At 62.8% G+C, this 24550-nt stretch carries 18 protein-coding genes and 1 riboswitch; of the genes, 9 read left to right on the top strand and 9 right to left on the bottom strand.

Features of this window, described 5'->3' with window-relative positions; translation table 11 throughout:
• Nucleotides 1-31: 31 nt before the first annotated feature.
• Nucleotides 32-1378 (bottom strand): MATE family efflux transporter, encoded by a 1347-nt coding sequence (locus CGL56_RS16805; protein ID WP_099107750.1) that lies wholly within the window; start codon nucleotides 1376-1378, stop codon nucleotides 32-34.
• 285 nt (nucleotides 1379-1663) lie between these two features.
• On the opposite strand from CGL56_RS16805, the gene CGL56_RS16800 reads away from it, so the two are divergent.
• Both CGL56_RS16800 and CGL56_RS16795 read left to right on the top strand, forming a co-directional pair.
• Complete coding sequence (locus tag CGL56_RS16800) at nucleotides 1664-2236, top strand: hypothetical protein (protein WP_099107749.1); 573 nt, start codon at nucleotides 1664-1666, stop codon at nucleotides 2234-2236.
• 75 nt (nucleotides 2237-2311) lie between these two features.
• Nucleotides 2312-3028 carry a glycoside hydrolase family 25 protein gene (locus tag CGL56_RS16795; RefSeq protein WP_099107748.1) on the top strand — a complete coding sequence of 239 codons (717 nt, stop codon included), beginning with the start codon at nucleotides 2312-2314 and terminating at the stop codon, nucleotides 3026-3028.
• A 4-nt stretch (nucleotides 3029-3032) separates the two neighbouring features.
• On the opposite strand, the gene CGL56_RS16790 is transcribed toward CGL56_RS16795, so the two are convergent.
• The 3 genes from CGL56_RS16790 to CGL56_RS16780 all read right to left on the bottom strand — a co-directional run bounded on the left by CGL56_RS16790 (nucleotide 3033) and on the right by CGL56_RS16780 (nucleotide 7147).
• A complete protein-coding gene (locus CGL56_RS16790) occupies nucleotides 3033-4133 on the bottom strand; it encodes a homoserine O-acetyltransferase family protein (RefSeq protein ID WP_099107747.1) in 1101 nt (366 codons plus the stop codon).
• 116 nt (nucleotides 4134-4249) lie between these two features.
• A complete protein-coding gene (locus CGL56_RS16785) occupies nucleotides 4250-5536 on the bottom strand; it encodes an O-acetylhomoserine aminocarboxypropyltransferase/cysteine synthase family protein (RefSeq protein WP_099107746.1) in 1287 nt (428 codons plus the stop codon).
• A 63-nt stretch (nucleotides 5537-5599) separates the two neighbouring features.
• Entirely contained in the window at nucleotides 5600-7147 is a 1548-nt protein-coding gene (locus tag CGL56_RS16780) for a pyridoxal phosphate-dependent decarboxylase family protein (protein WP_099107745.1), read from the bottom strand.
• Between the two features lie 9 nt (nucleotides 7148-7156).
• Nucleotides 7157-7271: riboswitch (SAM riboswitch) on the bottom strand.
• Between the two features lie 223 nt (nucleotides 7272-7494).
• Here CGL56_RS16780 and CGL56_RS16775 point away from each other — a divergent pair.
• The 3 genes from CGL56_RS16775 (at nucleotide 7495) to CGL56_RS16760 (ending at nucleotide 13706) form a co-directional block, all read left to right on the top strand.
• Nucleotides 7495-9570, top strand: coding sequence for an alkaline phosphatase D family protein (locus CGL56_RS16775; RefSeq protein WP_099107744.1), 2076 nt, complete (start codon nucleotides 7495-7497; stop codon nucleotides 9568-9570).
• 176 nt (nucleotides 9571-9746) lie between these two features.
• Nucleotides 9747-12008, top strand: coding sequence for a sodium-translocating pyrophosphatase (locus CGL56_RS16770; protein ID WP_099107743.1), 2262 nt, complete (start codon nucleotides 9747-9749; stop codon nucleotides 12006-12008).
• A gap of 546 nt (nucleotides 12009-12554) precedes the next feature.
• Nucleotides 12555-13706, top strand: coding sequence for a 5-(carboxyamino)imidazole ribonucleotide synthase (locus CGL56_RS16760; RefSeq protein WP_099107741.1), 1152 nt, complete (start codon nucleotides 12555-12557; stop codon nucleotides 13704-13706).
• A 32-nt stretch (nucleotides 13707-13738) separates the two neighbouring features.
• Here the strand turns inward: CGL56_RS16760 and CGL56_RS18135 are convergent, their stop codons facing one another.
• Nucleotides 13739-13987, bottom strand: coding sequence for a hypothetical protein (locus CGL56_RS18135; protein WP_143470768.1), 249 nt, complete (start codon nucleotides 13985-13987; stop codon nucleotides 13739-13741).
• Nucleotides 13988-14886: 899 nt separating this feature from the next.
• Here CGL56_RS18135 and CGL56_RS16755 point away from each other — a divergent pair.
• The 4 genes from CGL56_RS16755 to CGL56_RS16740 all read left to right on the top strand — a co-directional run bounded on the left by CGL56_RS16755 (nucleotide 14887) and on the right by CGL56_RS16740 (nucleotide 19812).
• Nucleotides 14887-15420 (top strand): phage tail protein, encoded by a 534-nt coding sequence (locus tag CGL56_RS16755; protein WP_099107740.1) that lies wholly within the window; start codon nucleotides 14887-14889, stop codon nucleotides 15418-15420.
• A gap of 9 nt (nucleotides 15421-15429) precedes the next feature.
• On the top strand, nucleotides 15430-16053 hold the full coding sequence (locus tag CGL56_RS16750) for a leucine-rich repeat domain-containing protein (protein ID WP_099107739.1): 624 nt from the start codon (nucleotides 15430-15432) through the stop codon (nucleotides 16051-16053).
• Between the two features lie 58 nt (nucleotides 16054-16111).
• On the top strand, nucleotides 16112-16645 hold the full coding sequence (locus CGL56_RS16745) for a phage tail protein (RefSeq protein WP_099107738.1): 534 nt from the start codon (nucleotides 16112-16114) through the stop codon (nucleotides 16643-16645).
• Nucleotides 16646-16740: 95 nt separating this feature from the next.
• Entirely contained in the window at nucleotides 16741-19812 is a 3072-nt protein-coding gene (locus CGL56_RS16740) for an HYR domain-containing protein (RefSeq protein WP_099107737.1), read from the top strand.
• Between the two features lie 277 nt (nucleotides 19813-20089).
• Here CGL56_RS16740 and CGL56_RS16735 read toward each other — a convergent pair whose 3' ends face one another.
• The 4 genes from CGL56_RS16735 to ahr form a co-directional block, all read right to left on the bottom strand.
• Nucleotides 20090-21109, bottom strand: a complete 1020-nt coding sequence (locus CGL56_RS16735) for an inorganic phosphate transporter (protein ID WP_099107736.1) — start codon at nucleotides 21107-21109, stop codon at nucleotides 20090-20092.
• 10 nt (nucleotides 21110-21119) lie between these two features.
• Entirely contained in the window at nucleotides 21120-21845 is a 726-nt protein-coding gene (locus tag CGL56_RS16730; protein WP_099107735.1) for a DUF2490 domain-containing protein, read from the bottom strand.
• A gap of 53 nt (nucleotides 21846-21898) precedes the next feature.
• Entirely contained in the window at nucleotides 21899-23218 is a 1320-nt protein-coding gene (gene nhaD / locus CGL56_RS16725; protein WP_099107734.1) for a sodium:proton antiporter NhaD, read from the bottom strand.
• A gap of 282 nt (nucleotides 23219-23500) precedes the next feature.
• The gene (ahr, locus tag CGL56_RS16720; protein ID WP_099107733.1) at nucleotides 23501-24520 is read right to left on the bottom strand and encodes an NADPH-dependent aldehyde reductase Ahr; all 1020 of its coding nucleotides are present in this window, start codon (nucleotides 24518-24520) and stop codon (nucleotides 23501-23503) included.
• Between the last annotated feature and the right edge of the window lie 30 nt (nucleotides 24521-24550).

The raw sequence follows: 24550 nt of genomic DNA, 5'->3' as shown, positions 1-24550 counted from the left end.
GGGGGAGTACGGGGGTAATCCGGGCCCCGGCTTAGCCCGCCTCTATCCTCCGGAACTCCGATACCCAACCGAGCCGCCACCAGGCCCACTGCAGTACGGCCCGCAGGACCATGAAAAACAGCAGGCTGCCCCACAGCCCCCAGTTGGCGAAGTGCTGCCCCACCAGGTAGTAGGCCCCCAGGTAACCGGCCACGGCCACCAGCATCGTCTGCCGCATGGCCCGGGCCGCGGTGAGCCCCACGAACACCCCGTCGAGCAGGTAGCAAGGGGTGGCCAGGATGCAGAAGCAGATCAGCATGGGCAGGTACTGGAGGGCCACGGCGAGGGTTTCGGGTGCGCTGGCTTCCGGCGCGAAGAGGGCCAGCAGGGCGCGACCTCCCAGCCCGTACACCAAGGCGTAAATGACGGCCAGCCCCATACCCCAGGCCATGATGCGGCGGATGGCGCGGTGCAGGCGGGCCGGGTCACCCGCTCCGGCGTACTTGCCCACCAGGCTTTCGGCGGCGAAGGCGAAACCATCCACCCCGTAGCTCAGCCAGTTCACCAGCTGCAGCAGGATCACGTTGGCGGCCACGGTAGCGGTGGCGGCGTCGAGGGCGTTGGCCCGGTTGTAGAAGAAGGCGAAGCTCAGCGTCAGGCATACCGTGCGGATGAAGATGTCGCGGTTGATCCGGAAGAAGGCGCCCAGACTCACCTGTCCCGGGGCGGCGGCGCGCGGGTTCCATGTCCGGCGGGAAAGCGGCCAGCGCGGCACCCGCAGTTTCCCGTACACCAGAAAACCGATGCCAAGCAACAATCCAAAGTACTGGGCGGCCACCGTTCCCCAGGCCACCCCGGAGATGCCCCAGCCGGCCCGGGCTACCAGGTAGTAGCTCAGGCCCAGGTTGGCGAGGTTCACGACCAGGGTAAGGAGGAGGGGCCAAACGGCGTTCTGCCGTCCGAAAAACCAGCCCAGCAACACCATCTGCAACAGTGCCGCCGGCGCGGCCAGGATGCGGATGTAGAAGTACTCCTCCACCAGGGCCAGCTGGTCGGTGCGGATATTGAGGAGCCATTCCGTAAAGCGGACCAGCGGCTGCTGCAGGATGACCAGCAGCACGCCGATTCCGAGCGCCAGCAGTGCCCCCCGGATGAGGGTCTGGGCCTGTCCGGCCTCGCTCTCCCCCCCGAACGCCTGGGCGGTCAGCCCGGTGGTGCCCATACGCAGGAAACCAAAGTTCCAGTACACGAAGTTGAACGCCATGCTACCCAACCCCACCGCGGCGATGTGTGTCCCTCCCAAGCTCCCCATCAGCGCCGTATCGAAGCTGGAGATCAGCGGCACGGAGATGTTGCTCAGGATATTGGGCAGGGCCAGGCGCAGGATCTCGCGGTTCATCGGGCGAAGGTAGCGCGCGGGTGCTGAGCAGACATCGGATGTTGGGAGGCTGCTACTTTGTCAGACATCGGATGTCTGACATTTTGGCGCTCCTTGGTTTTATTGAGTTTGGGAGGGGGATAACCAAGACAATTTGTCAGAGGGTTCAAATTTGTCTGATATTAAAGAAAAACAGCTCCAGCGACATCCGATGTCTGACATTTTGTCACCACGACAACATCCGATGTCTAACCCCTACCACCACAGCCGCAGAATGCCGAACTTATCCCCCAAATCCCGAAACCCATGAAGCCGACCCTCCCCCTCCTCCTGCTGCTCTTCGGAGTGCTGTCCTGGACCGGCTGCAAATCCGACGATCCGGCGACCCTCACCACCCTGAACTACGACGGACCCAACGCTTCCGCACCCCAGCTGCCCCCGGGCCGCAACCTCTTCGCCGCCTACTTTCCGCCGGCGGAAACGCAGCCCTACGTCGGGCGTACCCTCGACCGCATCACCTTTTACCTGACCCAGGTGCCCCTCGCCACCACCGTGTTGGTATTCGGGGAGGGCCCCGACAACCGCACCCCCGGCCCCGAACTGTACCGCCGCGACATCACCGGCCGCGTAAACACCACCGAGTGGATCGAGGACCGCCTCATTCCCGGGATCGAGATCACCGGCGAAGGCATCTGGCTGGCCGTGGAGGTGGAGCTCCCCGATGGCCAGCCCTTCTCCGTCGGCTGCGACGCAGGCCGCAGCTACGACCCCAACGGCGACCTGCTGCTGCTCTCTACTGCGACACAGTGGGCCAGTTTCAATGACATTACCGGCGAAACCGTCAACTGGAACATCCGCGGCGTACTCGCCGAAGAATAAAATAAGTGGCGGCATTCCGCCGATTCTGCCGTATTTCGTAGTTTAGATACCTGATTCGCAAACCCCTCACCCGCTTTGGCCCGCACACTTACCCTCCTCGGCTGCCTGTTCTGCCTGCTGCTCTCGTGCAGCCGGGAAGACGTCAGCACGCGGTATGCGATCACGGGCCTCGACGTGAGCCGTTACCAGGGGGTGGTCGACTGGGATAGCGTAGCTGACGCCGGCCACCACTTCGTCTTCATCAAGGCCTCCGAAGGGTGGAACCACCGCGACCTGGCCTTCCGCGCCAACTGGGCCGAAGCCGGCCGCGCCGGCATCCGCCGCGGTGCCTACCACTTCTTCCTGCCCCACACGAGCGTGGAACGGCAGCTGAGCAACTTCATCGACCTGGTCAAGCTGGAACCCGGCGACCTGCCGCCCGTCCTCGACGTGGAAAAGCGGGGCAACCTCAGCAGCGCCGAACTCGTGGCCCACGTGCGGCAGTGGCTCATCCTGGCCGAAGACCACTACGGCGTCAAACCCATCATCTACACCGGACTCAACTTCTACAACCGCCACCTGGCCGGCCAATTCGATGAGTACCCCCTCTGGCTGGCCCGTTACAGCCACCGGGAACCCGTAACGGTTTGCGGCCGCCCCTTCCAGTTCTGGCAGTACACCGACCGCGCGGCTTCCCCCGGCATCGTCGGGGCGGTGGACCGCAACGTGTTCACCGGCACCGTGGCCCAATTGGAGGCCCTCTGCGTGCCGTATCCGGCCAACCACCACGATCCGCTGGCGATATTCCAGTAAAGTTCTAGACCTCTTCCGATCCCGGCACCGCGAATTTGCGGCCCGTCAGCGCGTCCGTGAACGCCCGCTTGGTCGTGGCGTCGATGCGGAGCTGGTCGCTCAGGAAGTCGCTCAGGAACTCCCCGATCTTCACCGCTTCGGTCAGGAAGCCATCGTGGCCGTAGTCGGAGTGCATCACCTCCAGCCGGCTGTTGGGAATGTGGCGGCTCAGCACGGCCTGCTCCTCAATGGGGAAGAGGATGTCAGTATCGATGCTGATGATGAGGGTAGAGGCGGAGATCCGCTCCAGGGCTTTGGCTACGCTGCCCCGGCCGCGCCCCACGTCGTGGCTGTCCATCCCCCGCGAGAGGGCGTAGTAGCACAGGGGGGCGAAGCGCTTCCACAGCTTGTACCCCTGGTAGCGCTGGTAGCTGCTGGCCCGGAAGTCGTCGTACTTGTTCGGCTCGGGTTCGGACTGGGTAGCGACGTAGGTGCGGTAGTGGCGGTAGGACAGCATGGCGATGGCCCGCGCCGCTTCCAGGCCGGCCTTGCCGGCGTCGGGTGCATCGGTGCCCAGGGTGGTATCCGCCCGCATGGCCATGCGTTGGCTCTCGTTGAAGGCGATCCCCCAGGCGGAGTGGCGGGCGTTCGTGGCCAGTACGCAGAGGAGGTCGAAGCGGTCGGGTTCGGTACAGGCCCACTCCAGGGCGTGCTGCCCGCCCATGCTGCCGCCCATGAGCAGACGGATGCGGTCGAGGCCCAGGTAGTTGGCCACGAGGGAAAAGAAGCGGGCGTTGTCCTTGGTGGTCACCAGGGGGAAATCCAGGCCGTAGGGCCGGCCGGCCTCGGGGTCGTGGGAGAGCGGACTGGTACTTCCGTAGCTGCTGCCCAGCATATTGACGCAGACGATGAAGTACTTCCCGGGGTCGATGGTACACCCCGGGCCCACCAGCCCCGGCCACCAGTCCTGGCAGTCGCTGTTGGCCGTCAGGGCGTGACAGATCCAGATGACGTTGTCCCGGGCCGCGTTGAGCGTTCCGAAAGTGTGGTAGGCGGCCGTGACCGACGGGAGTACCCGGCCGGATTCCAGCTGAAAAGGATGGTTGATGTAGAGGTATCGGGCCATGGTATCGTGTAGCAAACGCCCAGCGGCCAGGCCGGGTCGTTCGTCTCTTTTTGGTCGGTGGGGTTAGGGTAGGAAGGGAGAGCGGCGGGCCGGGTGGCCCGCCGCCGTTCCTGGGGCTAGATCAGGGACAGGGCCTGCTCCAGGTCCGCCTTGATGTCGTCGATGTGCTCGATGCCCACGCTGATGCGCAGGGCGTTGGGCTCCACGCCGGCCGCGCGCTGCTCCTGCTCGTTGAGCTGCTGGTGGGTGGTGGCGGCGGGCTGGATGATGAGGGTCTTGGCGTCGCCCACGTTGGCCAGGTGGCTGATGAGCTTCAGGTTATCGACCACCTTGGTGGCGTCCTCCTTGCCGCCCTTCACGTTGAAGTTCAGGACTCCGCCGAAGCCGTTGCGCAGGTACTTCTTGGCGTTGGCGTGGCCGGGGTGGTCGGGCAGTCCAGCGTAGCTCACGCTCTCCACCTTGTCGTGGCCGTTGAGCCATTCGGCCAGGGCCTGGGCGTTTTCGCAGTGGCGGTCTACCCGCAGGCTCAGGGTTTCCAGTCCCTGCACGAACATCCAGGCGTTGAAGGGGGAGACCGCCGGACCGAAGTCGCGCAGCCCCTCTACCCGGGCGCGGATGGCGAAGGCGATGTTGCCGAAGGGGCCGTCCTTGCCGAAGACGTCATTAAAGACCATGCCGTGGTAGCCCGGGCTGGGGTCGGTGAACTGGGGGTACTTGCCGTTGCCGAAATCGAACTTGCCGCTGTCGACGATCACGCCGCCGATGCTGGTGCCGTGGCCGCCGATCCACTTGGTGGCCGACTGCACCACGATGTGGGCACCGTGCTCAATGGGGCGGCAGAGGTAGCCGGCCGCGCCGAAGGTATTGTCGACCACCAAGGGCAGGTCGTGCTCCTCGGCCAGGGCGCTCAGTCCGGAAAAGTCGGGCACCAGGAAGCTGGGGTTGGGCAGTGTCTCGGTGTAGATCGCCTTGGTCTTGTCGTCGATCAGTTTCGCGAAATCGGCCGGGTCGGTGCTCTCGGCGAAGCGCACCTCGATGCCGATGCGCTGGAAGGCCACCTTGAACTGGTTGTAGGTGCCGCCGTAGAGCAGGGCGCTGCTGACGATGTTGTCGCCGGCCGAGGCCAGGTTGTTGATGGCCAGGAACTGCGCGCTCTGACCCGATGCCGTCGCCAGGGCCATCACGCCACCCTCGAGCGCCGCGATGCGCTTCTCGAAGACGTCCGTGGTCGGGTTCATGATGCGGGTGTAGATGTTGCCGAACTCCTGCAGGCCGAAGAGTTTGGCGCCGTGCTCGCTGTCGCGGAAGGTGAAGCTGGATGTCTGGTACAGCGGCAGGGCACGGCTGCGGCTGGTTTCGTCGACCTCCTGGCCGGCGTGAAGTTGCAAAGTCTCAAAGCGCATAAAAAACGGGATTGAATAGATTAGCGATGGGTGGAAAAGCTTCGGCTTTGGTAGGGTAGGATCTTATGGTTTCGGCGGCGCGGGCGCGGGTGCCGGGGAATCAATACCGAGCCAGGTCTGCTGGAGCTCCGAGAAGAGCCACGTCACGTCGCGGTCGCTGATGCGCCAGTTGACGAAGGCGGCCCGCAGGCCGGCCCGGCCGTCGAGGGTCACGGGCGACAGGAAGTAGCGGCCGTTGTCGTTGAGCCGCTGCAGCAATTGATTGACGCGCGTCGGATCCCCGCCGCGGGGGGCGAAGGCCACGACGTTGAGGCGTACCGGGGCCAGCAGCTCGAATTCGGCGGATTCGGTCAGCTTCCGGCCCAGGGCGTGGGCGGCCGCCACGCAGCGGCTCACGATGTCGCGGTAGCCCGCCTTCCCGTAGGCCTTCAGGGTGAACCACACCGGCAGGGCCCGCAGGCGGCGGCTGTTTTCCGGCCCCAGGTTGAGGTAGTTGTAGTCGGCCGACTGTACCCCGAGGTAGGCGGCGCCGCCGCCGTTGTGGAAGGTAGCGGTCTGCAGGGCCTCGTGGGTCTTGCGGATGAACCAGGTACCGCTGTCGTAGGGTACGTTCAGCCACTTGTGGTTGTCGACGGTGATGCTGTCCGCGGCCTCCCAGCCCCTCAGCCGTCCGCCGGGGTACTGTCCGGCCGGTACGGGGTCGGCACTCTCCGGCAACAGGGCGGCAAAGCCTCCGAAAGCGGCGTCGATGTGCAGCCAGAAGGGATGGCGGTCGCGCAGTTCGGCGATGGCGCGGAAGTCGTCGAAGTCGGCGGTATTGACGGTGCCCCCGCTGGCCACTACGATGGATGGCTCGTCGGGGTGCAGGGCCAGTTGGCGGGCCAGGTCTTCCACGTTCATGGCTTCCCGGTCGGGCAGGGTAGCGACGGGTACGAGGGCCTCCGTCCCCAGTCCGAGCATACTCAGCGCCTTGCGCACCGACGAGTGGGGGGTAGCGGCGTACACCCGTACGGGGCGGCGGAGGCCCTGGCTGGCCACGTCCTCTCCGTGTTGGTCACCCAACCACTGCCGGGCGGTGGCCAGACAGGTGAAGTTGCTCATGGTCGCTCCGCTGACGAATCCGCCGTGGAAGTCTACCGGCAGTCCCAGCAGCTCCCGCAGCATGCCTACGGTTTCGTACTCGATGCGGCCGGATGTGTCGCCGAACCACCGCAGCCCCTGGGGATTCTGGTCGTAGACGCTCGCCAGCCAGTCGCCCGCCAGGGCGGCCGGGGTGACGCCGCCGGTGACGTAACCGAGGTAGCGGGGGGAAGCGGAGGCCACGATGACGTCGTCGAAGCGGCGCACGCAGTGGCGCAGGGTAGCCAGGGCCCCCCGACCTTCCCCGAAGGCGGCGTCGTAGGGCAGCTTGGTGCCCCGGATGAAGCCGCCCCGGAAGTGGGTGGGCGGCAGCTGCTCGGCAAAGGGGACGCGGGCGCCGGCGCGGCGCTGGGGCAGGGTGGCGAGAAAGTGGGAGGCTTCTTCCAGGACGGCGGACAGGATGTCCGGCAGGGCGTCGTGGTCTTGGTGAAGGGGCAGGTCCCGGCGGGACGCGGCGGTGGAAGTTGGCATGGTGCAATGGTTTTATAGTCTCCCGCACAGCGGGACAGGCTTTGGCACCTTTTTTCCCGAGCCATCGGGAAAGTGGTTGCCAGGGTTTCACAGAGCCTGATCTCTCCACCCTTCGTTATAAAATGATCCCCGCACGGCTGCGGGAACAGACGGGCAAAGATATAGCCCCACCCCCAATGATGCAACCGGGCACCCGGGGCTCACTGCGGATCGGGCATTCGGACCGGCCCCCGGCACCCGCTCCGCCATAATAATGCCCCGAATGGCCCACAGCAGGAAGCGTATCTTTATTGGCCAATGCCCCGCGATCGGCGGCCAAATGCCCGCGATCCACGCCACCAAATCCTATGAAGCAGCTTCCCTACACCTTCCTTGTCCTCAGCCTGTTAATGGCGGCCACCGGCCTGCCCGCCCAGGAGGAGGAGCCCCTCAACTTCGAATACGGCAGCACCCTCTACCGCAACAGCCGTCCCTTCGATCCGCCGGGTACCGAAGTGCTGCAGGAACGGCTGAAGCCCTTCTACCACGGCGTGGCCTCGGGCGACCCCCTGGCGGACCGCGTCATCATCTGGACCCGTGTGACCCCCGATACCCACGACGAGCGGCCGATCGCCGTCGACTGGGTAGTGGCCACCGACGCGGAACTGAAGCGGGTGGTACGCTCCGGTACCTTCACCACCTCCGCCCAGCGCGATTACACGGTGAAGGTGGACGTGACCGGCCTCTCCGCCGGCACCACCTACTACTACGGCTTCACGGCCCTGGGGGCCCATTCGCTTACCGGCCGCACGAAGACGACGCCAACTGCCGCCACCGTGGACCAATTGAAGTTCGGAGTGGTGAGCTGCAGCAACTACCAGGCCGGCTACTTCAACGCCTACGGTCACCTGGCCGCGCGCAATGACCTGGACGCCGTCCTCCACCTGGGCGACTACATCTACGAGACGGCCAGCCCCGGAGTGGCCGTGGACTCCATCATCAACGAGCGGCCTATGGATCCCGCCATTGAGGTGGTCAGCCTCTTTGAATACCGCGCCCGCTACAGCACCTACCGGTTGGATACCCAGCTGATGCACGTCCACCAGCAACACCCCCTGATCGCCGTCTGGGACGACCACGAGTACGCCAACAACAGCTACAAGGACGGCGCCGCCGGTCACCAGCCGAACCGCGAGGGCGACTGGCAGGCCCGTAAGGCCGCCGCCAAGCAGGCCTACTTCGAATGGCTGCCCATCCGCGACCCCCAGGGCGGCAGCATCTACCGCCGACTGAGCTACGGCAACCTGGTCGACCTGATCATGCTCGACACCCGCATCGAGGCCCGAGAACAGCAGATCGAGAACGTGCTGAACCCCGCCCTGCAGTCGCCCAACCGCACCCTGCTGGGCGCCCCCCAGAAAGCCTGGCTGAAGGAGCAGCTGCGGCAGTCGACCGCCCGTTGGAAGCTCATCGGCCAGCAAGTGATGTTCTCCCCCTTCAACATCGGCTGGGCCGGGGTCGCCATCGACCGCACCTACACCCAGACGGAGAGCATGTTCCTGGATACCTGGGCCGGCTACCCGGCCGAGCGGACGGAGGTGATCGACTTCCTCCAGACGGAGGGCATCGACGACGTGGTGATCCTCACCGGCAGCTTCCACTCCAGCGTGGCCTACGAGGTGACCAAGCAACCGGTGTCCGTGTCGTTCATCAGCCTGCCCGGCTACGACAGCATTCCCCGATACCGGCCGAACGCGAGCTATGACCCCGCCACCGCCGCGGGGGCCGTGGCCGTGGAGTTCCTGACCCCGAGCATCACTTCGGCCAACTTCGACGAAACGGTAGGTGCCGCCCCCGCGGCCCAGCTGTCGGCCCAGATCAACAAGCCGCTCGAGCCCCTGCCCGGCGTCAGCCTCGGCAACCCGAACCCCCACATGAAGTACGTGGACCTGCTCAGCCACGGCTACTTCCTCCTCGACGTGACCCCCCAGCGGGTGCAAGCCGACTACTTCTACAGCAACATCCTGGAGGCGGGTGCCCCGGAGCGCTTTGATGCCGGACTGACGAGCCAGCACGGCACCCACCAGCTCGGGCGGGCCACCGCCGCCGCCCCCCCGAAGCGGGTGCAGGACCGCCCGGCCCCCGCCGACCCGCCGCGGATGTCGACCTCTCTGCCTTCCTCCGTAGCGGGACTGCGGCTGCTGTCGGTATACCCTAATCCGGCCACCGACCGCCTCTTTATCCAGTACGGGTTGCAGCGGGCCGGGGAGATCCGGCTGCGGTTGCTTGACGTGACCGGCCGCCCGGTGGGTCCGGTCCGCTCCGACCGGCAATCCGCCGGCCTCTACACCTACGAGGTAGCGGTGGGCGCCCTGCCGGCGGGAACCTACTTTCTCGAAATAACCACCGCCGGTGGTCGGCTGGTGCAGGCTTTTGTGCGGTAATTCGGGGAGAGGGGAAATGTATGCCAAGTTTCATTACTTTGGCATCACATTTCGATCATCGAACTTTTGAAGCGTAGGGCGTTGCTTTTTGTTTTGCCCCCTGCGGCCATCTAGATCGCTTGTCATCGAAGACGGAACCCTTCTTTCTTCAACTACAAGTTAATCTCCTCACTTTTATGGTTTCAACGATACTTACGGCCGTACCCGCATTGGGTATCCTGGCCCTCATTTTCATGGCCATCCGGTACAGCTGGGTGGGCAAGCAAGACCCCGGCAACGAGCGCATGGTGCGCATCGGGCAGAACATTGCCGACGGGGCCATGGCCTTCCTGCGGGCCGAATACCGGGTGCTGGCCATCTTCGTGGTGGTCGTAGCCGCCATCCTCATGTTCACCGCCGACGCCGCCACCTCCAGCTACATGATCGGGGTGAGCTTCATCCTGGGGGCCATCTGTTCGGCCCTGGCCGGCTTCATCGGGATGCGGGTAGCCACCAAGGCCAACGTCCGCACCACCAACGCCGCCCGGGAGAGCCTGAGCAAGGCCCTCGGCGTCGCCTTCGCCGGCGGATCCGTGATGGGTCTGGGCGTGGTTGGCCTGGGACTGCTCGGTCTCGGCGCCCTCTTCCTGCTGTTCCAGGGCATGTTCGTACCGGAGGGAACGACGGCCGGTTCGGCCGAGGCGCAGTTCGCCATCGTGCGGGTCATCACCGTACTGACCGGCTTCAGCTTCGGCGCCTCCTCGATTGCCCTCTTCGCCCGCGTGGGCGGCGGCATCTACACCAAGGCCGCCGACGTGGGGGCCGACCTCGTGGGTAAGGTGGAAGCCGGCATCCCGGAGGACCACCCCCTCAACCCCGCCACCATCGCCGACAACGTGGGCGACAACGTGGGCGACGTGGCCGGTATGGGCGCCGACCTCTTTGAATCCTACGTAGGCTCCATCATCGGTACCATGGTGATCGGGGCGGCCTTCATCGTGCTGCCCGAATTCGCCGGCAGTGAGATCGGCGGCCTCAACGCCGTACTGCTGCCCCTGGTGGTGGCCGGCATCGGTATCGTAGCCTCGATCATAGGCACCTTCTTCGTCCGCGTTAGCGAGGGCGGAGACCCCCAGAAGGCCCTGAACGCCGGCGAACTCATCGCCGCGGCCATCATGCTGGTGTTGACCTACTTCGCCGTGACCATCATGCTGCCGGATGCGTGGACCCTCAGTATGGACGGACTGGGCAAGCAGCTCGTCGACGCCAAGGGTAACCCGGTCATCTTCGAATACACCTCGATGGGCGTCTTCATCGCCATCATCCTGGGCCTGCTTGCGGGACTGGGCATCGGCTACATCACCGAATACTACACGGGTACGGGCACCAAGCCGGTGCAGGGCATCGTGGACCAGTCGCTCACCGGATCGGCCACCAACATCATCGCCGGCCTGGCGGTGGGTATGCGGTCTACCGCCCTGCCTATCCTCGTGCTGGCCACCGCCATCATCGGTGCCTACTACTTCGCCGGCCTGTACGGTATCGCCATCGCGGCCGTGGGTATGCTGTCGAATACGGGCATCCAGCTGGCGGTTGACGCTTACGGCCCCATCTCCGACAACGCCGGCGGCATCGCTGAAATGGCCAACCTGCCGAAGGAAGTGCGCGAACGCACCGACAAGCTCGACGCCGTGGGCAACACCACGGCCGCCATCGGCAAGGGCTTCGCCATCGGCTCCGCCGCCCTGACCGCCCTGGCCCTCTTTGCCGCCTTCATGCAGACGGCCGGCATCACGACCATCGACATCTCCAACCCCTACGTCATGGCCGGCCTCTTCTTGGGGGCCATGCTGCCCTTCCTCTTCAGCGCCTTCTCCATGGAGGCCGTGGGCCGGGCCGCCAACGACATGATCCAGGAGGTGCGCCGGCAGTTCCACGAAATCCCCGAACTGAAGGCTGCCCTCGAAGTGATGAAGCGCGCCGGCCACGACGAGACGAAGTGGACCCCCGCCGACAAGGCCACCTTCGACGCCGCCGACGGAAAGGCCGACTACGCCAAGTGCGTGGAGATCTCCACCGAAGCCTCCATCCGCGAGATGGTCATGCCCGGCCTGATCGCCGTACTGGCCCCCGTAGTGGTGGGCTTCGCCCCCCGCCTCTTCGGTGCCGACGTAGGCGCTGAAATGCTGGGTGGCCTCCTGGCCGGGGTAACCTCCGCCGGCGTCATGATGGCCATCTTCCAGTCCAACGCCGGTGGCGCCTGGGACAACGCCAAGAAGATGTTCGAAGAAGGCGCCTCCGTACAGGGCACCCTCTACTACAAGGGCTCCGACCCCCACAAGGCCGCCGTAGTGGGCGATACCGTCGGTGACCCCTTCAAGGATACCTCCGGCCCCTCGCTGAACATCCTGCTCAAGCTGATGAGCGTGGTGGCCCTGGTGATCGCTCCGCTGCTGTAGTAGCTACTTTCGCTGAACGGTTTACTTAGCCCTCTGACAATTGGATTGTTGGGGGGCTTTTTTTTTGCTGGTTGCTGGGTGTTGGTTTCTAGTTGGCTGGTTTCTGGTTGCTGGTTGGTTGCACGACGAATCCTCCTTGCTAGCGGGAGGCTCGTTTGGCTACTGGTTTCTGGTTGCTGGTTGCCGCCCGACGAATCCTTCGCGCGGGCGCGATGTTCGTCTGGCGACTGGTGGGAGGTTTTTTGGTTGCTGGTTGCTGGTTGGCTGGTTTCTGGTTGGTTGCACGAGGAATCCTCCTTGCTAGCGTGGGGTTCGTCTGGTTACAGGTTTCTGGTTGCTGGTTGTCGCCCGACGAATCCTTCGCGCGGGCGCGATGTTCGTCTGGCGACTGGTGGGAGGGTTTTTGGGTTGCTGGTTGCTGGTTGGCTGGTTGCTGGTTGGTTGTACGAGGAATCCTCCTTGCTAGCGTGGGGTTCGTCAGGTTGCTGGTTGGCTGGTTGCTGGGATGGCTGGTTGCGATTTATGCGCCGGTATTACCTTAGCCCCATGTCCAATTTCCCTAAACTCGGCATTCTCGGCGGCGGCCAGCTCGGTAAGATGCTTTGTCAGGCGGCCAGCAGCTGGCACCTGCCCGTGTACGTCCTCGACCGCGACGAGAGCTTCCCCGCCGCGCCCTACGCCACCGTGTTTCAGCGGGGCGACTTCCGCGATTACGACGACGTGATGGCCTTTGCCCGGGGGCTGGACGTGGTCACCATCGAGATCGAGCACATCGACACCCGCGCCCTCCACGAACTGGAGCAGGCCGGCGTGAAGGTGTACCCCCAGCCCGACAAGATCGACCTGATCAAGGACAAGGGACTGCAGAAGCAGTTCTACGCCGACCACGGGATCGCCACCACCGACTTCCGGCTCTTTGCCGACAAGGAGGAGGTGATCCAGGCCGTCAAGGAAGGAGATCTGCACCCGCCCTTCGTACAGAAGACCCGCACCGGGGGATACGACGGGCAGGGCGTATCGGTGATCCGCTACCGCGAGGAGGTACCCGCCAACCTCCTGGAGGGCCCTTGCCTGGTGGAGACCATGGCCGACATCGACAAGGAGCTCGCCGTGATCGTGGCCCGCTCCGCGAACGGGGAAGTGAAGGTGTTCAACACCGTGGAGATGGAGTTCCACCCCACCGCCAACCTGGTGGAGTTCCTGATCTGCCCGGCCGCACTGGACGGAGATACCGACGGCCGGGCCAGCAAACTGGCGGTCGAAGTGGTACAGAAGATGGAGATCGTGGGCCTGCTGGCCGTGGAGCTCTTCCTGACGAAGGACGGCGAGCTGCTCGTGAACGAGGTAGCCCCCCGCCCCCACAACAGCGGCCACCACACCATCGAGGCCTGCGCTACCAGTCAGTACGAACAGCACCTGCGCGCCATCCTCGGCTTGCCGTTGGGCGATCCCCGGCTCCTGCGCCCCGCCGCCCTGATCAACCTCCTGGGCGCGGAAGGCCACACCGGACCCACCCGCTACCAGGGCTGGATGGACGTACTGGCCATCCCCGAGGTGTACCCCCACCTGTACGGCAAGGCCGATACCCGCCCCTTCCGCAAGATGGGCCACCTCACCGCCCTGGGCGATACTGTAGCCGAAGCCCGGGAACGGGCGGGACGGGCCAAAAGTCTGCTGCAGATCGTCGCGGCTGAATAGCAACTGGTCTGCGGTTTGGGGGAGGCCTCGAACTACGCCGGGAACTCTTCCGGCACTTCCAGTTCCGAAGGATTCATTTTACTGACCTTCAAACCGGCCTTTTCATTCGATTTCCCGGAGACAGGATTCCAGGGTAGCCTGGTATTGCAGGATCTCGTCCAGGCTTGGTGAATCGCATTTGCCGCATCGCCTGCCGATGCTCGCCGGGCTGGATTGAGCAGGCCGTGCGGGTCCTTCAGCAAGGCCGTTTTGAAAAAGATGAGGGCGCAGTAATTCTTCAAGCCGGCAATTACCACCGCGTTTCCCCACCCACAAGATGCCGTATGCAGCGGTGAACCCAAATGGTGGAAAATAAATAATCCAGGATGTGAGGGAGGTTATTGACTGGTGTAGTTTAAACACCTAATTTTAAAGTGGTATTCCATAGGGATTGAACCTCATCCTGGACATTTGGGATTAGGTGGTAGACGCGTACTACTGCCCCGTTAGATTCCTGTAATTAATATTTTGATCCAGGATCCCTTTCCGCCGCCCCCGCCTTAGTCTCAATTTCAGGCATGCACTGTCTATCCGAGCCTTCACGCCGGGAAATTTTCTTCACGAAGCATTGATCCTGTAGTACACCCGCTGCCGTCCGCTGCAAGCCGGAGGATAAGCCAGCGTGCGTCGAGTCGAGACTACAGCCGATCGCACATCATCAACCTGGGCCGCCCCCGGTGGGACCGTTTACTGTAACGGTACCCCGACCGTTCTGGTCAAACCCACGCCTCTGCTCTACGGCCTCCGTAGGCTTGCTGCTCCTGTTGGTGGACCGTTGCAGGAATTGAATTGACCGAAAGCATCACCATAATCATTCATTATGAATAGAAGAACACTAGTCTCTTGTCTGGCACTTACGGCGGGATCCCTGGTCACCGGGGGGCTTGCCGCAATGAACCGGGGTGCCGGTACGCAAGAAGCGGATTTACTCAAAGCGTTTCGTGCCCAACTGCTGGAGTACCCGGCTATGACGCCGGATATCCTGGACCGGCTGGCGCATCCGGTGCAGGTACTGAATCGCCGACCAGGGGGTCTCACTTTCCTCAATGCGGACGGAAAAACAATTGCTCTGTCACTACATGAGGGACGGTTGCGCGCGGCTACCTACTGAGCTTACTTCACTTCCTTAAACCATTATTTCATGGAACCCTTTATTGGCCAGGTACAGATCTTCGGCTTCAACTTCGCGCCCCGCAACTGGGCCAGCTGCGATGGACAGTTATTGCCCATTAATATTTACACAACAGTTTTCGCGCTGCTGGGTACCACCTTTGGTGGCGACGGCAGAACCACCTTTGGCCTGCCCGACCTGCGGGGCCGGTCCGCTGTGCATTACGGCTCGGGCCCCGGACTCAGCCCGGTCAGTTGGGGGGAAAAATCGGGTCGGGAGTCGGTAACCCTGATCACCCCCAATTTACCCAGCCACAACCACGATGGCACACTTAAACTGGGTGCCGGACCGGGACTGCTGGCCACTGGTGACGGAGCTTACCTGGCGGCTAACTCCGCCGGTGAAACCATTTTTACTTCAGTAGCCCCCGCTGCCGGCCAGCTGGCGGCTAACCAATTGGCTGTTAGCAACACCGGGTCGAATCAGTCCTTCGACATCCGCAACCCGTACCTCGGCATCCTCCACGCGATCGCGCTGGTAGGCATTTTCCCCTCTCGCACTTAACTCCCCGGCATGAATTTCATCATCAAAACCACGTCTTCGGAACTGCAGCGCGCCCGCCGCTGGTGGCGGGAGCTGGAACTGCAATGGAAGATGGCCTACAACGAGGTGGTGTTTGAGTCAGGGCCCACCGCGGAGCCTCCCCACGACGATCAGCTGATGCTTTTGTTGCTGAACATCGATACCCTCCGGTTCGCCGGGCCGCTGGCGATGCACCCCAACGTCACCACACCGCTGACCAATCTTTCCGGACTGATACCCCTGTATCACCTGCGTTTCCTTTCGGTATCCGATATGGCCCTGAGCGGTGTGACGGAGCTCGTCCGCCACACCGAACTGCGCCACTTGTTTCTGCATAATAACCGGATCACCTCCCTGAAGGGTATCGAGGGAGCTACCCACCTGGAATCGCTGTTCGTGCAGCATAACCGACTGACTTCCCTGGCACCCGTAGCCGGCCTGACCCGGTTGCACACCCTCTATGCTACCCATAACCACCTGACAAGTCTCGCCGGACTGACGGAAGGTCACGCGGACCGCCTGCGACATTTCCACATACTACCCAACGACCATCTGCCTCACCGGGAAATTATTCGGTTGCAGAACGGTGCGGGCATCCTCTGCCGAACGGGCTGATCGACCAACGCTCTGCTGGTTTACCGACCTTATTTCACTCACTTCACCCTTTTTCAACATGGAACCATTTCTCGGACAGGTGCAGGTATTCGGATTCAACTTTCCGCCCCGCGGGTGGGCCCTCTGCGAAGGGCAAATTTTACCCATTAGCCAAAATCAGTCATTGTATTCCTTGCTGGGTACGCAATTCGGCGGCAATGGAACGACCACCTTCGCCCTTCCGGACCTGCGCGGCAGACTGGCGGTGCACAATGGGCAGGGACCAGGGCTCGCCAGTATACAAATAGGAGGACGCGGCGGACGCAGCGATGTATTGCTCACGGTGAACAATCTGCCCGCGCATAATCACCAGGGAACCCTTCGTATGGGGGCGGGTCCCGGTCTGGAGGGAGCAGGTGAAAACAAACACCTGGCGGTCAACTCCGCCGGAGAAACCATATATACCAGCGTTCCCCCCGGCGCCGGACAGTCGGGAGCTGGAACGCTTTCTATTGCCAATACCGGCGCTAACGTACCCTTTGATATCAGGAACCCTTTGCTGGGCATTGGCTTCTCCATTGCCGTTATCGGCCTTTTTCCAAGCAGGAACTGATACCTGACCTGAACAGCTGATTCCTTTCCCATCGGCCAGTAAGCGCCCGCGGCAACCCACACCGATCTGAGTGAACAAACATAAAGTTTCAAGCCATGAAATGCTTTACTACCCTGGTCCTGCTGCTGATTTCCCTGGCTCTGTCCGCACAAGCGGGAACCATACGGGTAGTGGCACCCTGTTTCGGGCCCGATACCGTTAATTTCTCCTACGACGCTACGGTAGACGGCCGTAACCAGTATATCGACGACGATGGGGACCCGACGACCAATTCCAGCCTTCGTATTGCCTATAACCCGCTATTGATGCGCTGGGAGATCCGCGTCATCAATGATGCCCAGTTCGTCTTCTACGCAACGGGAACGAATTCCTTTGCCCCCGATCCCCCCAGCAGCCTCGCAGCCACTTACCATGGGACCAACCTCTGCCCGCCGCCGCTGGACACACCCGTTTCGGTTACCGGCACCGGCACACAGGATACGGCCGGACCGGACCCCTGCAGCGCCGCCGGCGGTGATGACGACAACGATGGCGTTTGCAATGAGGTGGATGCCTGTCCGGGTTTTGACGACAAGTTGGACCGTGACGGTGACGGGGTCCCCGACGGCTGTGACCCTACCTTTGACGGCGTCGCGGTGACCAGTGATTGTTTCGGAGGTATAACCCTGGATTTCGTTCAGACGGGTACTGATAATACCGGTCGAAATATTTATACCAATGCCCTTCAAGGCATCGAAATCGCCTTTAACGACGCCAGCAACCTGTGGGAAATACGCGTCGTGAGCGACCCGACGACCGTTTTTTACACCAACGATATAGCCACGCTGCCAAATCCACCCAACAGTGATATTTCCCCGTATACCCCCGTCGGCCTCTGCTCCCAACCAGCCACCGTCGAAGGCGGCGGCACCCAGAATTACAACTGCTCCATTACGTGCCCTGAGAATATTACCCTCTCTGCCGAGCTTAATCTGTGTGCAGCGGTGGTCACTTTTCCCGCCCCGACCTACAGCGACGCTTGTGAAATTGTCAACTTGACGCAGACAGAAGGCCTGGCCAGCGGGTCATCTTTCTCGGTGGGCACCACCACCAATACCTTTATGGCCGATTTTGGTAATGGGCCGGTCTTGTTCTGCAGCTTTACCGTTACGGTCCTGGATACGCAACCGCCGGCCGTAGCCTGTGCATCGGTGAACGGCAATCGGCACAACGATCCAGGATCGTGCACCTATACGGCCCAGGGAACGGAATTCGATCCGGCGGCAACCGACAACTGCACCGTCAGCAGCCTTACTAATGATTACAATAACGCGTCCACACTTGCCGGAGAAACCTTTCCGGTGGGTACTACCCAGGTAAACTGGACCGCCATCGACAGCGCCGGCAACCCGGCCGGATGCAGCATTGACATCGTTATCACCGACAACGAGAGCCCGGTGCTGGTATGTCAGAACGCGACTTTTGGCTTGGGATCCACGGGTAGTTTTGCTTTGGATCAGGCAACGATAGAACGCGACATTTTCGCCACGGCAACCGACAATTGCGGGCTTCAACCTTCGGTCGTTGTTATTGGACCGACACAGTTTACCTGCGACGATGTAGGCGACCATCAGGTTCAATTCATTAAGGGGGATATCAATGGTAATGCAGATACTTGCCTGGTCACCATCACCATTACCGACCCCTTTGGCGTATGCAATCAGCCGCCTACGGCCGTATGCCAACCCCTGATCGTCTCGGCCGATGGTGACTGCAGCGACTCCAGCACCCTGGCGGCCGACTTTGACGGCGGCTCCAGCGACCCGAATGGTGATGTACTCACCTTTGCGGTTGCTCCTGTCGGGCCGTATGGCCTGGGGACCACCGACGTGATCCTTACGGTAAGCGACGGACAACTCAGCAGCCAGTGCGTCACAACGATCACCGTGGTGGACGATACCGCCCCGGCCCTCTCCTGCCCACCCCCGCTCGCAGTACAGTGTGCTGAAGACGTTCCCCCGGCGGATAGCACCGCCCCAACCGCGACCGACAATTGTAGTTCCGCAATCGTGACATTCGTGGGGGATTCAGTGGTCGTTTCCGGATCCGCTACCACGATCTTCCGTACCTACCGCGCAACGGACGACGCCGGCAACCAAAATACCTGCCAGCAACTCATCACGGTTGCCGACACCCAGTCTCCCAGCTTTACCTTCTGTCCGGCAGACGTAACCGTGGCTTGTCGTGAAATGCTTCCCCCGGTCGACAGTCCTACAGCGATGGACAACTGCGATAATGCAGTAGAAATCATTTACCAGGGCGCAACCCGCGACGACAGCTGTGGCGACGGCTCCTACACCCTGACTCGGAGCTGGACGGCAACCGACGACAGCGGGAACAGCTCCACTTGCCAACAGATAATTACGGTGAGTACCGAGCTGTCCGATCCCTGCTTCACCCTGGCCCTGGAACTGACCTACGATCCCGCCAACAATACCACCCACTTTGACTGGACCCTATGCCGTAAACAGGTCACTTGCCAGGAACTGATCAGCGTAAACTTCTCGCTCCCCTGCAATCTTCCGGCTACGGGTGTCTCCGGTGCTTCTACCAATCAGCCACTGGCTACCAGTGGCGTCGTTGGCCAGCGCACTAAGTGCGCCACTTACGCCCTGGAGTTCAAAAACCTCAAGCGCGGGGGAAGCAATAACCCCCAGCCTAGCTGTACCAGCTTCAGTTACACCCTGGCGGGCGATCAACGCGAGTATTCCACAACCGTTATTCCCAAGGCGGGTTCCGAGCAGAACCTCGGCTTCACATCGGTGGGGGCGGCTTGCAGTTGCCTGGCTACGCCTTCGGTAACTCCCCAGGCGATCACCTCCGGACTCCCGACTCAACCAGGCATCACCCCGCTGTCGGCGGTCGAGCAGGTGCGCCTGCAGGCCTACCCGAACCCCACGCAAACGGATGTTACCATCGAGTTCGTCCTGAAGGAAAGTGGAAGTGCCACGCTGGAAGTGTACAACCTGGCCGGAATGCGGGTGGCCCGCCTATACGATGGGGTCACCACCGGCGGCGAACCCCAACGGCGAACCTTCAAACGCCAGGACTTACCGGCAGGTACCTACGTCTATCGCCTGCAAACGGCCTCGGGAAGGTACCAGGGAAAGGTAGTACTGCTACAGTAACCGGAGGGCTCCGCAGCGTACTAGCCAGCCGCCGCGGGGATCGCCCATGCGGATTAGCATCTCGTCACCGACCAAGCAGTTGCGCTATTCCAGGATATGGGCTTCTCGCTAGTTGAATCAATCAGCCGGAGACGGCAAACTGCCGGCAAAACAAAAGTATTCCTGCAAAGTACCCCCGCAACTTCCGGCGCGCCGGAGGCCGTCTTGTCGATCTACGGGGGGCGTAGGTGCAAGAAGGTTCACCTACGGGCCGGGAGCATTGGTTTTCTGCGGGGACCTACACCAGCCACCCCACCAGCGCGTACGTCAGCGCGAAGGCGATCGCCGGCGCTACGCACCACACCGTAAAGAACAGCTTCACCGTCCGGTTGGCGAAGGTTTCCTGCCAGCCCTTCTTGCTGATGCTCAGGGCGATGAAGGCCGCCCCGTTCAGCTGCACCAGGGAGGTGGGGATGCCCTGCTGCACCGAGGCGTAGAGCAGGAGGGTGGCCACGATGAGGGCAATGACGGTGGCCGTGAAGGGGCTCACCTGGACGATCTCCTTGCCGGTGGTCTCCGTCACCTGGTGGCCCAGCAGCGAACTGCCGATGGCGAAGCAGGGGGCCACGATGAGGACCGAAAGGATGATGATGGGCAGGAAGTTGCCGGCGGCCTGGTGCCCCAGCTCGTTGGCGGTGAGGGAGGCGATGGGCGCCGCGGCATTGGCTACGTTGTTGGCGCCGATGGAGAAGGCCACGTAGAGGGAGCTGAAGATGAGCAGGGCCTTCAGGAAGGGGTGGTGCCGCAGGTGGGCGTAGTCGGTGTTGAAGATCGTCCGCCGCAGCAGGGGGAGGATGAACAGCGAAAAGAAGAGCATGATCACGAAGGCCACGATGGGCAGGATGACCCAGGTAGGGATGATCTCGTAGAACAGCTTCCGCGTATTGAGCCCCTCCAGGGCCGTGGCCGCCCCGGCGATGGCGAGTACCGTCGACTGGCTGGTCGACTGGGGTACGCCGATCAGGTTGGAGACCAGCAGGGTGATGCCGATGGAGAACAGGATGATGGAGGTGTTGAAGGGCGTAAAGAAGCTCTGGTCCAGCAGCCCCTTGCCCAGGGTCAGCGATACCTCCTGCCCCGCCAGCAGGGCCCCGGCCAGCACCATCACCCCGAAAAGCCCCGGGATGAGCGACCGCCGGATCACGTTGGCCCCGTAGGCCGCCGAAAAGGCCGGCGCCGTGCCGCTGCCCCCCATATTCACGGCGAGGAACATGGCCAGCAGGAAGGGAATCGTCAGGGAGTTGAATAACTCGGACATAAGCTAGGCGTTAGTCGCGCCGCGGCGCCGGCAACTGGTGGTGAAGGGTGAAACGGACGATGTGGCGGTCGTAAAATTCATGGCCACTGCTCCGTTGCTGGAACCAGCGGAGGTAGCCCAGCTCGGCGCCCACCTGCTTGGTAAACTGGTACTGCAGGCTACCGCCGTAGCGGTTCTGGTCGAAGGTGTTGAGTACCACCTGTCGGCCGGCGTTCACCATGATTTCGTCGAAGGCGCGCAGCTGCCAGTCGGGGTGGGGGCGGTAGCGGAGCTCCAGGCGGTAGCGGAAGCGGTAGTTGGCGAAGGACAGTCCGCCATCACCGCCGCCGAAGTACCGCAGCTCGGCCCAGTAGCGGTGGTGGAGGGCCAGCTTCTCGCTCAGGGTTTGCAATCCGGCCAGCTCCAGCATGGGACGGATTTCGGTGCGGGTCTGGGTGATCACGGCGTGGGGATCGTGGGGCAGCGACTGCCGGAAAACGGTGAGGCCGAGACCGGCGTTCCAGTCCCGGCCCAGGCGGCGCTCGACTACACTACGGGAGACCAGCTGGTGCTGCCGCCACGGGAACCAGTAGGCGCGTTCCTCCAGCTCCTGTCGCAGGGCATACGGCCCCTGGAGCGGGAGGCGGAGGTGGTACCTCACCCACCCGAGTTGCTGGGTGTCGACGGTTTTCTGGGCGCTGGCTGCGGAGGTGAGCAGCACTAGCAGCAACAGCAGCGCGGGCCGGGGTAGGGGCATAGGTGGGGTCGTAGTAGTAGGGGGGCGCCGGGGCGCGGGTGCCGGAGAAAGCCCTAGAGGCCGTGCTGGAGATAGTACACCACCGCACCGGCGAAGTAGCCCACCAGGGCCAGCCAGGTGATGCGCTTCAGGTACCAGATGAAGTCGATCTTCAGCAGGCCCATGATGGCCACGCCGGCGGCCGAACCGATGATGAGGCTGCTGCCGCCGGTGCCGGCGCAGTAGGCCAGGAAGGTCCAGAAATTGGAGTCCTGGGGGTAGTCGGCCAGGGAGTACATGCCCATGGCACCGGCCACCAGGGGCACGTTGTCGACGATGGCGGACACCAGGCCGATGATGAGGTTGATCACGTAGATGTTGCCGAAGGTGTCGTTCAGGATCACTGCCATCTGGCTCAGGTGGCCGGCGGTCTGCAGGCTGGCCACGGCCAGCAGGATGCCCAGGAAGAACAGGATGCTGGGGGTGTCCACCCGCCGGATCACCCCGGCCACTGACAGGGAGTGGCGCTCGTCCTCGGGCTTGCGCTTGTGGAGGAGCTCGGTGACCACCCACAGCACGCCCAGGCTGAGCAGCATGCCCATGAAGGGGGGCAGGTGGGTCACGGTCTTGAAGACGGGCACGAAGAGGAGGGCGATGATGCCCAGCCAGAGCACCAGCGAAGCCTCGCCGGGGCTGACGGCCACCGGCTGGTGGTGGAGGCCGCCGCCGCCATTGTCGAGGTCGAACCGGCTGGGGGGCGATACGCTGCCCCGCTTGGTGAAGGAGAGGACGGCCAGGGGCGCCAGCAGACAGGCGATGCTCGGCAGGAGCAGTCCGGCTACGATGCTGGGCGCGGTGACCTGCCCGCCGATCCAGAGCATGATGGTGGTGACGTCGCCGATGGGCGACCAGGCACCGCCGGCGTTGGCCGCGATGACCACCATGCCGCCGAAGAACCAGAGGTCCTCCTTGTCGCGGATCAGCTTCTTGAGCAGGGTGGCCATGACGATGGTGGTGGTGAGGTTGTCCAGCACCGCGGAGAGAAAGAAGGTGACGAAGCCCAGGATCCAGAGCAGCTTCACCCGGTCGGTGGTGCGGATGCGCTCCGTAATCACCTGGAAGCCGCCGTGGGTGTCGATCAACTCCACGATCGTCATCGCGCCGAGGAGGAAGAAGAGGATCTCGGCGATCTCGCCCACGTGGAGCAGGATGGTCTCCTCGAGGAGACCGGGCGCTAAACCGCCGGGAAAGAGGGCTTCCTGCCCCATGACCAGCACCGTCCAGCAAAGGACCCCCGTGAGCAGGGCCGACGCCGTCTTGTCAATCTTGAGGGGGTGTTCCAGGGCGATGCAGAAGTAGCCCACCACGAAGGTGAGCAGCAGGAGGGTATACATCTATTGAGCGGCGTTTTTCCCTTGTACGGGGCGGTAATGTAGCGCGGTTTCAGCTTCCGTCTGACGGCTTTTTTCGGGAAGGGTCACACGGACAATTGCAGAAATTTCGGGGAGGAAAAATCGATGGTAGGGGATTGATCCACCGACCACGGATCCCGCGCTCCGCCGCCAACAGGGGGGGCGCCTTAACTCCAGTGGGTACTATGCCTGCCACCTTGTACTACAAGCAAAAAGGGCCTCCCGTACGGAAGGCCCTTGCTGATCTATCGTAGCTTATGCTGACTAATAATCCGCCTCCAAAACGATGCGGTAGCTGGCCTTTCCCGCCCGCAGGTGGTCCATGGCCTCGTTCACCTTGCTCATGGGGAAGTGCTCCACCTGGGGGGCCACCTGGTGGTGGGCGGCGAACTGCATCATCTTGTCCATCTGGCTCCGGTTGCCGGTGGGCGAACTGGAGATGGACCGCTTGCTCAGCATGAGCGACATGACGTGCACCGGGATGGGCTCGAGTACGGCCCCTACGATGTGCAGCTTGCCCCCGGGCTTCAGCATGGCGATGATGGCGTCCCAGTCGAGGGAGGCGTTAGCGGAAATGACGATGAAGTCGAACTTGCCCGCCAGGGCCCCCATTTCCTCGGAGTCGACGCTGGAAGCGATGTGGGTAGCGCCGAACGCGCGGGCCTCGTCGTGCTTCGAGGGGGAGGAGGTGAAAGCCGTGGTTTCACAGCCCCAGGCCTTGAGGAATTTCAGGGCCATATGCCCCAGGCCTCCGATGCCGAAGACGCCCACCTTGTCGGTGGGTGAAATGGCGTTGTCCAGCAGGGGAGCGAAGACGGTGATGCCTCCGCAGAGCAGGGGGCCGGCCGAGTCGGGGGACACGCCCTCGGGAATGGGTACCGCCCACACCCAATGGGTGCGGATCGACTGGGCGAAGGCACCGTGGTGGCCGACGATGGTGGGCTGTACCGAAGTACACATCTGCTGGTCGCCCTGCAGGCAGTACTCGCAGTGGAGACAGCTCTTCACCGTCCAGCCCACGCCTACGCGCTGGCCGACCTTCAGTCCTTTCTCCTTGGCGATATCTCCCAGGGCGACCACCTTGCCGATGGCTTCGTGACCGGGAACGAAGGGGTAGGTGGTGATGCCCCACTCGTTGTCGAGCATGGAGAGGTCGGAGTGACAGACGCCACAGTATTCAATCTCAACCTCTACATCTTCCAGGCCCAGGGGGCCGGCGTTGTATTCGAAGGGTTCCAGTTTTCCTTGGGGCTCCCTGGCGGCCCAGGCTTTTACTTTTGACATAAGCTGGTTTACTGGGTAACGGGGGTAGGC

The organism is Neolewinella marina (assembly GCF_002631205.1).
In the GTDB taxonomy this organism is placed as follows: Bacteria; Bacteroidota; Bacteroidia; order Chitinophagales; family Saprospiraceae; genus Neolewinella; species Neolewinella marina.
Note: the sequence above shows the minus strand (reverse complement) of the source record. Positions and strands in the feature narration are given on the sequence as shown.